We start from the raw sequence: 10,094 nt of genomic DNA, 5'->3' as shown, positions 1-10,094 counted from the left end.
GGCTCGCGGGGCGGGAGACGGCGTGTGTCACCAGGGGTTGGTGCATGATCTCCACTCCTTTCCGGACTGCTCGGGTTGCGTGAGGGTGCGTGCGCGGTGGGGGGCTCACTCGGCGAGTGAGCCCCCCATCCTCACCCGTGCCCGTCGCTCGGGGGAGGCGCGAGGGCACCGGGAGTCCTTGCTACTCCTTGTTCTGCCACTGGTCCTCGGATGTGGGACGCACATCGTTGATCTTGTCCTTGAGTACCTGGACGGCCCGGTGTTCGGTCGATCCGTCGCCGCGGAACGAGATCAGCACCCAGTCGCCCTCCTCCGCCGCCTTGTTGCCTCTGGCGGGAGTGACGTACTTGCTCCGCATGTCGTCAGTCGAGAGTTCCCGAAGTCCCTCCGGCTGTTCGCCCTTCCGCGCCTCCGAGCAGTCCTTGGTGCTGCCGCCTCGGAAGGCGTCCGACTCCAGGGCGCAGGCTTCCGCCCACTTGCCCTTGGCGGCGAACTTGAAGTGTTCTTCGGCGAGTTCCTTGTTGTTGCCGGTGGAGCAGCCGACTACCAGGAGCGCGGTCGCTGACGTCAGGGTCAGCGCCGCGCGTATGCGGCGAGTGAACGCGGGCATCTGTAAACCTCCAATTGATATACTGAGACTAGAACAATCGACGGCCGCTCCGCAAGCGGCCGACCCACGGGGTCGCGGGTCAACGGGCCCTGAAAGCAGCCGTTTTGGCCACCCACGGCGTGGGTGCGGCCCGCGAACGCTTGCGCCTGCCGGGTGTGAGGTGCCTAGAGTGCCGGGGAACCGGGGTTCGGGCGGCCGCCGTGTGCGTCGTGCCCGCCGGTTCTCCCTCAACCCGTCGCCTGTGACAGGGGAGTCGAGTCCTCGGCTCCCCTGCTTGGCGTTTCCCCTGCCGTTCGTGGCCAGCCGCAAGGAGCGTGGTTCCGCATGCCGTTGTCGTCGTCCGTACGCGAGAGGTTCGCCCGGCAGTACGCCCGGACGCGGCGGTTCGGTCTGGGGGTGCCGCGGTCGTTCGCCGTGTCGGAGGGTGGGGAGCGGGTGCTGTTCGTCCGGAGTCGGGGTGCGGAAGATCCGGTGTCCTGTCTGTGGCTTGCGGCGGACGGGCGGGAGACGCAGCTCGCCGACCCGGTCCGGCTGGGTGCCGCGGGGGACGACGTGCCGGAGGCGGAACGTGTGCGTCGGGAGCGGGCCCGGGAACGGGCCACCGGCATCGTGGACTTCTCCGCCGACGCGGCGGTCCGTACGGCGGTCTTCACGCTGGGCGGTGAGGTGTGGTGGCTGCGCGTCGACGGCGAGGTCGCGGCGCCGAGGCGGCTGGTGCTGCCGGGGCCGGTGGAGGCCGCGCGGCTTGATCCGACGGGGCGGCGGGTGGCGTGTGCGGTCGAGGGGGCCGTCCACGTCGTCGAGCTCGAAGGCGACGCGGCGGCGCGGCTGTTGGCCGCACCGGAGCACGCCGACGTGCGGTACGGGCTGGCCGAGCACGTCGCCGCCGAGTCGATGCACCGGCCGGACGGGCTGTGGTGGGCGCCGGACGGGCGGCGGCTGCTGGTCGCCCGGGTCGACGAGTCCGCCGTCCGGCGCTGGTGGTTGAGCGACCCGGCCGACCCGGCGTCCGCACCCCGCGCCGTCCGCTACCCGGCCGCCGGAACGGACAACGCGGACGTGCGGCTGTACGCGTTGGACCTCGACGGCCGCCGGCGGACGGAAGTCCACTGGTCACGCGGGGAGTTCGAGTATCTGGCGAGCGCGGCGTGGGACGCGCACGGGCCGCTGCTCAGCGTGCAGAGCCGCGACCAGCGGACCGTGCTGCTGCTCGCCGCCGACCCGACGACCGGCGAGACGCGGGAACTGTGGCGGCAGCGGGACGAGAAATGGGTGTCGCTGGTGGCGGGCGCACCCGCGCGCACCCGGTCGGGCCGGCTGCTGCACGTCGAGGACCACGGGAGGAGTCGACGGCTGTTCGTGGACGGGGAGCCGGTCACCCCCGACGGGCTGCAGGTCGACCGCATCCTCGGCTCACCCGCCGGGGAGGCGGTGTACTTCGCGGGCAGTGCGGAGCCGACCGAGGAGCATGTGTGGAGATGGTCGCCGGGGGAGGGGCTGCGGCAGCTCACCACCGCCCCCGGAACGCACACCGCCCATCCGGCGGCGGGTGGCGGCGCGCTGGTGCTCGTCTCGCGGACGGAGGAGCGGCTTGTCGAGGTGACGTTGCGGCGCGCCGGGCGGGCGGACGTGCCGATCGGGGTGCGGGCGGCCGAACCGCTGTTGCCGCCGCGCGCGGTCCATCTGCGGGCCGGGGCCCGCGAGGTGCGTACGGCGTTGCTGCTGCCGTCCTGGTACCGGCCCGGCGAAGGCCGTCGACTCCCCGTCCTGCTCAGCCCGTACAGCGGGCCGGCGATGCGGCTGGTCACCCGGACCCGGCATCCGCTGCTCTGCGAGGCCCGGTGGTTCGCCGAACACGGCTTCGCGGTGGTCGTCGCGGACGGGCGGGGCACGCCGGGGAGGGGCCCGGCCTGGGAGAAGGCCGTGCACGGCGACACGCTCGGGCCCGTCATCGAGGACCAGCTCGCCGCGCTGCGGGCCGCCGCCCGGCACTGCGCCGACCTCGACACCAACCGCGTCGCGATCCGCGGCTGGAGCTACGGCGGCACGCTCGCCACCGCCGCCGTGCTCCGCCACCCCGACGTCTTCCACGCCGCGATCGCCGGCGCCGCCCCCAGCGACCAGCGGCTCTACGACGCCCACTGGCGGGAGCGCTTCCTCGGACACCCGGACGACAACCCGACCGCCTACGACCGCTGTTCGCCCGTGAACGAGGCGGCCGAGCTGCGCCGCCCGCTGTTGCTGATCCACGGACTCGCCGACGACAACGTCGTCGCCGCGCACACGTTGCGGCTGTCCGCCGCACTGCTGGCCGCCGGCCGCCCGCACCGGGTGCTCCCGCTGCCCGGCGTCACCCACGGCACCATGGACGAGGACACGACGGTCCGCCTACTGGAAGCCCAACTCGCCTTCCTGGAAGAGTCGTTGGGTGTCACCGCGCCGGCCGACGGAATTCAGCCTTTTGAGTGATCGGCTCGTTACAACCGGTTGCCGCGGCGGTGGTACGGCGGGAACATGCCCGGCGTGAGTCTGACTACCGATGGGCGGGCGCCCGGGCCGGTGCGGTTCTACCTGATCTGCGATCGCGGCGACTGCCAGGAGCGGATCTGCTTCGACCTGGTCATCTCCGAACCGCCGCCGGACCAGGACGAGGACCTGTTCGGCAACCTGCTGCACGAGGCCTCCGCCGCCGCGCCCTACATCAACGAACGCGGCTGGATCCTGATCGAGGGCGGCGAGGGCTACTGGTGTCCCAAGTGCCACGCGTGACCACGTCGTAGGGTCGGGGCATGACGGACAGCGGACACGTCGTGGTGGTCACGACCACGGACGCGGAGGACAAGGCGCACGAGCTGGCGGGCGCCGTGATCGGCGAACGGCTCGCCGCGTGCGCGCAGGTGTACCCCATCTCCTCCGTCTACCGGTGGCGGGGGAAGGTCGAGCGCGACCAGGAGTGGCGCGTCGACTTCAAGACACGCGGTGATCTTGTCGAGGAGCTGACGCGGTACGTCGGCGAGCACCACGACTACGACGAGCCGGAGGTGATCGTGCTGCCGATCACCGGGGGTTCGGCGGGCTATCTGAGCTGGGTGACGGACGAGACGACCGGACGCTGAGCCGGAGGAGCCGCAGGCTCGCCCGGCCATGAGCCGGGCGAGCCTGCGGCTCCTCGGACGAGCGCCCCGCCTCCTCGCGGTGGCTCAGCGTCCTCGCGGTGGCTCAGCGGGTGGTGAAGCCGCCGTTGGCGAAGATCGTCTGGCCGCTCAGCCAGCGCCCGTCGGTGGCCAGGAAGGTCACCAGCGGCACGATGTCCTCGATCTTCGTGAGCTCGCCGCCCATCGCCTGGGACTTGAGGTAGGCCACCCGTTCCGGGGTCTCCTGCGGGTAGAAGAACGGGGTGTCCATCGGGCCCGGCGCCACGTTGTTCACGGAGATGCCGCGCGGCGCGAACTCCTTGGCAGCCGCCCGGCTGAAGTGCTCCACGGGCGCCTTGGCGCCCGCGTACGTGGAGTAGCCGTCGGTGAAGGCTGCCAGCAGCGAGGTGAGGATCGTGATGATCCTGCCGTTGTCGTTGAGCTGCCGGCCGGCCTCGCGGATGAAGAAGTAGGCCGCCTTCGCGTTGACGGCGAACATCCGGTCGTACTCCTCCTCGGTCGTCTCCACGATCGGCTTGCGCAGCACCATCCCGGCCGTGTTGACGGCGACGTCCACGCCGCCGAACCGCTCCCGCGCGGTCGAGAAGAGTCGTTCCACCTCCTCCACCCTGGTCAGGTCGCCCTGCACCACCAGGGCCTTGCCGCCGGCCGCCTCGACGGCCTCGGCGGTGCGCCGGGCATCGGGCTCGGTGGCGTCCGAGTGGTAGTGGACGACGACGTTGGCGCCGTCGGCGGCGACCGTCGTGCTGATCAGTCCGCCGAGGTTCTTCGCCCCCGCTGCCACCAGGACGGTCCTGCCGGAAAGCGAGTACTTCGAGTCCATCGGGAATCCCTTCACCGAGTCTGTGCGACATACCGTCTGTGCGACGTACCGCACCACCGTCGCCCGGGAGGGCCCGCCGGCTCTTGAACCATCCGGCGGTCCTGGAACGAACCGCTCACGGGTCCCGTCGAGAAGGGGCCTGCTGCGTCGGACGGCCTTCCGGGTGAGGATGGACCGTATGAGCGGCTCCGCGATCAAACCCCATCTGGTGAACCTCTCGGGCAGCGGACCCGAGCTGGCGCACGCCGTCGTCGAACGCGACCTGGAACCCGCCCACGCCGCGTACGCCGGGGCTTCCGGCGTCGGACCCTCGGCGCACGTCCTGGTCGTGCACGCCGGTACGTCGACCAACCTCACCTGGTCGGCGGACGGCCGCACCCGGCGGGAGCGCTTCCACCGGGGCCAGGCGCTCGTCAACCCCGCCGGGCTGGCCGCCCGGCCGCGCTGGGAGCGGGACGTCGAGCTGATGCTGGTCGCCTTCGAACCGGCGTGGCTGGAGAAGCTCGCCGAGGAGGCCGGACACCGGGGGCAGCTGGAGATCACACCCCGCTACCACCTCACCGACCCTTTCCTCGCCACGCTCGTCGAACGCCTGGTGCTGGAGTACGAGCAGACCGGGCCCGCCGACCCGCTGTACGCGCAGTCGCTGCTGCAGGCCACCGCCGCCCACGTCGTCCGGGTCGCCGCCGCGCGGGACGGCGGACCCGGCGGCGTCGACGAACGTGCGGCGGGCCCCGGCCTCCCGCCGCGCCGGCTCGCGCACGTCGTCGACTACATCCACGCGCACCTCGGCGGTCGGCTCACCCTCGCCGACCTGGCCGGGGTCGCCGGTGTCAGCGAGAGCCACTTCGCCCGCGTCTTCCGGTCCTCGACCGGGCACTCGCCGCACCAGTACGTGCTGCGCCTACGGTTGGAACGGGCCCGGAAGGCGCTCCTCACCACCGACGACCCCATCGCCCGGATCGCCGACGCGTGCGGGTTCGCCGACCAGAGTCACCTCACCCGGACGATGCGCCGCCACCTCGGACTCACCCCGCGCGCACTCCGCACCGCCGGGCGCGTCTGACGGTCACTTCCGCAGCAGCGCGGGCAGACCGGCGAGGGTGGGGGAGAGGTCGGCGGCGGGGATGCCGCCGCCCTGGGCGATGTCCGCGTTGCCGCCGCCCCGGCCGGAGAGCAGGCCCTTGACGAGGGTGGCCGCCGACAGTCCGGCGTCCTTCGCGGCGCGGTTGACCGCGACGACAAGAGCCGTCTTGCCGTCGGCCTCGGCGCCGATCGCGACCACGCCCGGCGTGCGCGCGTCGAGGCGGTCGCGGACGGCGAGGGCGAGTTCGCGGGCGGTGCCGCCGTCGCCGCTGAGCGTGCCGGTCGCGGCCAGTGTGCCGTCGACGTCGACCGCGGCGGCGGCGAGTTCGGCGGCGCGGCCGGCGGCCTCCTTGCGGCGCAGCTCGGCGGACTGCCGGTCGGCGGCCTTCAACCGGTCCAGCAGCGTCGCGATGCGCTCCGGCAACTGGTCCTTGGGCGCCTGGAGTTGTTCGGCGATGCGGGCGACGAGGTCGCGTTCCCGGGCGAGGTAGCCGAAGCCCTCCACGCCGACGGCGGCCTCCACGCGGCGCATTCCCGCGCCGACGGACGACTCGCCGGTGACGGCGACGACGCCGACCTGCGAGGCGTGCTCGACGTGCGTGCCGCCGCACAGCTCGCGTGACCACGGGCCGCCGATCTCCACGACGCGCACCTTCTCGCCGTACGTCTCGCCGAAGAGGGCGAGCGCGCCGATCTCCTTGGCCTCAGGCAGCGTCATCCAGCGCACGCCCACCGGCAGGTCGGCGCGGAGCGCCCGGTTGGCGGCCTCCTCGACCTCGCTGCGGGTGGTCGGGCCGAGCGCGCCGCGCCAGGGGAAGTCCAGCCGCAGGTAGCCGGGCCGGTTGTAGGAGCCGGCCTGCAGCGCGGTGGGGCCGAGGATCTGGCGGAGCGCGGCGTGCAGGACGTGCGTGCCGGAGTGCGCCTGGCGGGCGCCGAGCCGCCACTCGGGGTCGACGGCGGCCCGGACCGTGTCGCCGACCGCGAGCTCACCGGCCGTGACCCGTACCTGGTGCACCACAAGCCCCGGCAACGGCCGCTGCACGTCGAGGACTTCGGCCTCGGACGCGGTGCCGGTCAGCACGCCCGCGTCGCTGTCCTGGCCGCCGGACTCGGCGTAGAACGGCGTGCGGTCGAGTACGACGGTGACGATCTCGCCGGTCGACGCGGCCGGCAGCCGGCCGGCGGGGGCGAGGATCGCGAGGACGACGGACTCCGTCTCCAGCCGCTCCCACGCCTGCCAGTCCGTCGGGCCGTTGGCGTCCAGCACCGAGCGCAGCGCGGCGGTGTCGGCGGCCCCGGCCTTGCGGGAGCGCGCGTCGGCGCGGGCCCGTTCGCGCTGCTCGTTCATCAGCGCGGTGAAGCCCTCGCGGTCCACGTCGACGCCCTGCTCGGCGGCCATCTCCAGGGTGAGGTCGATGGGGAATCCGTAGGTGTCGTGGAGGAGGAACGCCTGCGCGCCGGGAAGGGTGTGGCGGCCCTCGTCGCGGGCCTTGGCGACGGCGGTGTCCAGCACGGTCGTGCCCTGCCGCAGCGTCTTGCGGAACGCGTCCTCCTCGCCGTACGCCTGCTGGGCGATCCGGTCGAAGTCGGCGGTCAGCTCGGGGTAGCTGGGCGCCATGCAGTCGCGGGCGACGGGCAGCAGCTCCGGCAGCGCCGGGTCCTGGTGGCCGAGCAGCCGCACGGCCCGCACCGCGCGGCGCAGGATGCGGCGCAGCACGTAGCCCCGGCCCTCGTTGCCGGGCGAGGTGCCGTCGGCGAGCATCATCAGCCCGGTGCGCACGTGGTCGGCGATCACCCGCAGCCGCACGTCGGAGTCGTGCTCGGCGCCGTAGCGGACGCCGGTGAGTTCCGCGGCGCGGTCGAGGATCGGGCGGGTCTCGTCGATCTCGTAGAGGTTGTCGACGCCCTGGAGCAGGGTGGCCATGCGCTCCAGGCCCATGCCGGTGTCGATGTTGCGGCGCGGCAGCTCGCCGAGGATCGGGTAGCCCGACTTGCCCGGGCCGGGGCCGCGCTCGTACTGCATGAAGACGAGGTTCCAGAACTCCATGTACCGGTCCTCGTCCACCTCGGGACCGCCCGCGCGGCCGAGGGCGGGGCCCCGGTCGTAGTACAGCTCCGAGCAGGGGCCGCAGGGGCCCGGCACGCCCATCGACCAGAAGTTGTCCTCGTCGCCCCGGGTGACGATCCGCTCCGACGGCAGGTCGGCGACGCGGCGCCAGATGTCCGCGCTCTCGTCGTCCGAGTGGTGCACGGTGACCCAGATCCGCTCGGGGTCGAGGCCGTAGCCGCCGGCGTCGACCGGGGCCGTGGACAGTTCCCAGGCGTAGGCGATCGCCTCCTCCTTGAAGTAGTCCCCGAAGGAGAAGTTGCCGTTCATCTGGAAGAACGAGCCGTGCCGCGTGGTGCGGCCGACCTCCTCGATGTCCAGCGTGCGCACGCACTTCTGCACGCTGGCGGCGCGCGGCCAGGGCGCCACGTCCTCGCCGGCCAGATACGGCTTGAACGGGACCATGCCCGCGTTGACGAACAGCAGCGTCGGGTCCGGCGTCGGCAGCGGCGCGCTGGGGACGACGGTGTGCCCGCGTTCGGCGAAGTAGTCGAGGAAGCGGCGGCGGATCTCGGCGGTGCGCACGGTGGTCTCCGGTGGGTCAGGTCGGGCGAGTGGTCGTGAGCGGGCCGGTGGCGAGGAGCGCCGGGACGGGGCGGGATCTCCGGGAGCCTGGCTGCCGTGGGTCAGACGGCGGCGGCCGGCAGCGGAGTCGGCTTCAGCGCCGCGTACTCCAGCGGCGCGGACGGGTCGACGGCCAGGTCAAGCGTCGCGGGTTCGGCGCCGGAGCGCATCAGCAGGTCGCCGACGGCGGCGATCATCGCGCCGTTGTCGGTGCACAGCCGCAGCGGCGGCACCCGCAGCGTGATGCCGGCCTTCTCGCAGCGCAGTTGCGCCAGCGAACGCACCCGCGAGTTGGCGGCCACGCCGCCGACCACCACCAGCGTGTCCACGCCGTGCTCCAGGCACGCGGAGACCGCCTTGCGGGTGAGTACGTCGGCCACCGCCTCCTGGAGGGACGCGGCGCCGTCGGCCACGGGCAGCTCGCGACCTGCGGCGCGGTGCTGCTCGGCCCAGCGGGCGGCGGCGGTCTTCAGTCCGGAGAAGGAGAACGCGTGCCGGTCGTCTCGCGGGCCGGTCAGCGGACGCGGGAAGTGCACGGCCTTCGGGTCCCCGTCCCGCGCGACCCGGTCGATCGCCGGCCCGCCCGGGTAGGGCAGCCCGAAGACGCGCGCGACCTTGTCGAAGCACTCGCCGGCGGCGTCGTCGAGAGTGTCACCCAGATGGAGGATCGGGTCCCGCACCAGGTCCCGGACGAGCAGCAGTGAGGTGTGGCCGCCGGAGACGATCAGCACCATGCACGGGTTGGGCAGCGGGCCGTGCTCCAGCGTGTCGGCGGCGACGTGCCCGGCCAGGTGGTGCACGCCGTACAGCGGCACGTCCAGCGCGAACGCGTAGCCCTTCGCGGCGGCAACGCCGACCTGGAGTGCACCGGCCAGTCCGGGGCCGGAGGTGACGGCGACCGCGTCGATGTCGCCCAGCTTCAGCCCGGCCTGTGCCAGCGCCTCCTCGACGACCGGCCCCATCGAGTGCACATGGGCGCGCGCGGCGATCTCCGGCACCACGCCGCCGAAGCGCGCGTGCTCCTCCATGCTCGACGCCACCACGTGGCCCAGCAGCTTCCCGTCACGGACGATCCCGGCGCCGGTCTCGTCACAGGACGACTCGATGCCCAGCACCACGGGTGAGCCGGTCATGGTGGGCCTCCAGCCCTCGAAAAAAGCGGTTACAGCCTGCGCTACGAGTGTAATTGCCCGCAAAGTTCGAACGCGCTCGCAGAGGGTTCGGCGCCTACCCGTCTTGTGTGAACATCCAGGCTTGCCCGCGTCTGCCATGTGTGATGCGCTCGAATCCGTGCAGATGCGAGGCTAGCGGGCTTATCGTGGCGCATATGCAGTCCTACACGATCGGCCAGGCGGCGCGGCTGCTCGGCGTCAGTCCGGACACCGCACGCCGCTGGGCGGACGCCGGCCGCGTCCCCACCCACCGCGACGAGTCCGGCCGCCGCATGATCGACGGCCGCCACCTGGCCGCGTTCGCCGTCGAGGTCGGCCAGCAGGGCGGCGCCGCCGAGGACGCCGAACCGTACACCTCCGCGCGCAACGCGTTCCCCGGCATCGTCACCGCCGTGAAGCTCGGCGACGTCGCCGCCCAGGTGGAGATCCAGGCCGGCCCGCACCGCCTCGTCTCCCTCCTCACCCGGGAGGCCGTCGAGGAGCTGGGCCTGGAGGTCGGGATGCGCGCCACCGCGCGCGTGAAGTCCACCAACGTCCACATCGACCGCGCCTGAACGCCGCCCCCGCCGCCTCCCCC

Annotated in this window: 9 protein-coding genes; 5 read left to right on the top strand and 4 right to left on the bottom strand. The window is 72.9% G+C overall.

All coding sequences use genetic code 11. The features are described 5' to 3' along the window. Positions 1-181: 181 nt before the first annotated feature. A complete protein-coding gene (locus tag FNX44_RS18165) occupies positions 182-610 on the bottom strand; it encodes a hypothetical protein (RefSeq protein ID WP_143649339.1) in 429 nt (142 codons plus the stop codon). A gap of 324 nt (positions 611-934) precedes the next feature. On the opposite strand from FNX44_RS18165, the gene FNX44_RS18160 reads away from it, so the two are divergent. The 3 genes from FNX44_RS18160 to cutA are packed head-to-tail and all read left to right on the top strand — an operon-like array spanning position 935 to position 3,726. Next, a complete protein-coding gene (locus tag FNX44_RS18160; RefSeq protein WP_143649338.1) occupies positions 935-3,079 on the top strand; it encodes a prolyl oligopeptidase family serine peptidase in 2,145 nt (714 codons plus the stop codon). 54 nt (positions 3,080-3,133) lie between these two features. Beyond that, complete coding sequence (locus FNX44_RS18155) at positions 3,134-3,379, top strand: hypothetical protein (RefSeq protein ID WP_143649337.1); 246 nt, start codon at positions 3,134-3,136, stop codon at positions 3,377-3,379. A gap of 20 nt (positions 3,380-3,399) precedes the next feature. After that, a complete protein-coding gene (gene cutA, locus FNX44_RS18150; RefSeq protein ID WP_143649336.1) occupies positions 3,400-3,726 on the top strand; it encodes a divalent-cation tolerance protein CutA in 327 nt (108 codons plus the stop codon). Between the two features lie 103 nt (positions 3,727-3,829). Here cutA and FNX44_RS18145 read toward each other — a convergent pair whose 3' ends face one another. Next, positions 3,830-4,588, bottom strand: coding sequence for an SDR family oxidoreductase (locus FNX44_RS18145; RefSeq protein ID WP_143649335.1), 759 nt, complete (start codon positions 4,586-4,588; stop codon positions 3,830-3,832). A gap of 178 nt (positions 4,589-4,766) precedes the next feature. Here FNX44_RS18145 and FNX44_RS18140 point away from each other — a divergent pair, with 178 nt between their 5' ends. Continuing rightward, positions 4,767-5,654 (top strand): AraC family transcriptional regulator, encoded by an 888-nt coding sequence (locus FNX44_RS18140; protein ID WP_143649334.1) that lies wholly within the window; start codon positions 4,767-4,769, stop codon positions 5,652-5,654. Between the two features lie 3 nt (positions 5,655-5,657). Here the strand turns inward: FNX44_RS18140 and alaS are convergent, their stop codons facing one another. Then, positions 5,658-8,306, bottom strand: coding sequence for an alanine--tRNA ligase (alaS, locus tag FNX44_RS18135; RefSeq protein ID WP_143649333.1), 2,649 nt, complete (start codon positions 8,304-8,306; stop codon positions 5,658-5,660). 101 nt (positions 8,307-8,407) lie between these two features. Continuing rightward, positions 8,408-9,478, bottom strand: a complete 1,071-nt coding sequence (gene tsaD, locus FNX44_RS18130; protein WP_143649332.1) for a tRNA (adenosine(37)-N6)-threonylcarbamoyltransferase complex transferase subunit TsaD — start codon at positions 9,476-9,478, stop codon at positions 8,408-8,410. Between the two features lie 194 nt (positions 9,479-9,672). On the opposite strand from tsaD, the gene FNX44_RS18125 reads away from it, so the two are divergent. Continuing rightward, positions 9,673-10,071, top strand: a complete 399-nt coding sequence (locus FNX44_RS18125; RefSeq protein ID WP_143649331.1) for a TOBE domain-containing protein — start codon at positions 9,673-9,675, stop codon at positions 10,069-10,071. Positions 10,072-10,094 lie beyond the last annotated feature (23 nt).

The sequence above is a fragment of the Streptomyces alkaliterrae genome (assembly GCF_007097205.2).
Lineage (GTDB): Bacteria > Actinomycetota > Actinomycetes > Streptomycetales > Streptomycetaceae > Streptomyces > Streptomyces alkaliterrae.
Note: the sequence above shows the minus strand (reverse complement) of the source record. Positions and strands in the feature narration are given on the sequence as shown.

Coding starts and splice junctions, on each gene's coding strand:
- FNX44_RS18165 (WP_143649339.1), bottom strand. CDS start 610: ATGCCCGCGTTCACTCGCCGCATACGCGCGGCGCTGACCCTGACGTCA.
- FNX44_RS18160 (WP_143649338.1), top strand. CDS start 935: ATGCCGTTGTCGTCGTCCGTACGCGAGAGGTTCGCCCGGCAGTACGCC.
- cutA (WP_143649336.1), top strand. CDS start 3,400: ATGACGGACAGCGGACACGTCGTGGTGGTCACGACCACGGACGCGGAG.
- FNX44_RS18145 (WP_143649335.1), bottom strand. CDS start 4,588: ATGGACTCGAAGTACTCGCTTTCCGGCAGGACCGTCCTGGTGGCAGCG.
- FNX44_RS18140 (WP_143649334.1), top strand. CDS start 4,767: ATGAGCGGCTCCGCGATCAAACCCCATCTGGTGAACCTCTCGGGCAGC.
- tsaD (WP_143649332.1), bottom strand. CDS start 9,478: ATGACCGGCTCACCCGTGGTGCTGGGCATCGAGTCGTCCTGTGACGAG.
- FNX44_RS18125 (WP_143649331.1), top strand. CDS start 9,673: ATGCAGTCCTACACGATCGGCCAGGCGGCGCGGCTGCTCGGCGTCAGT.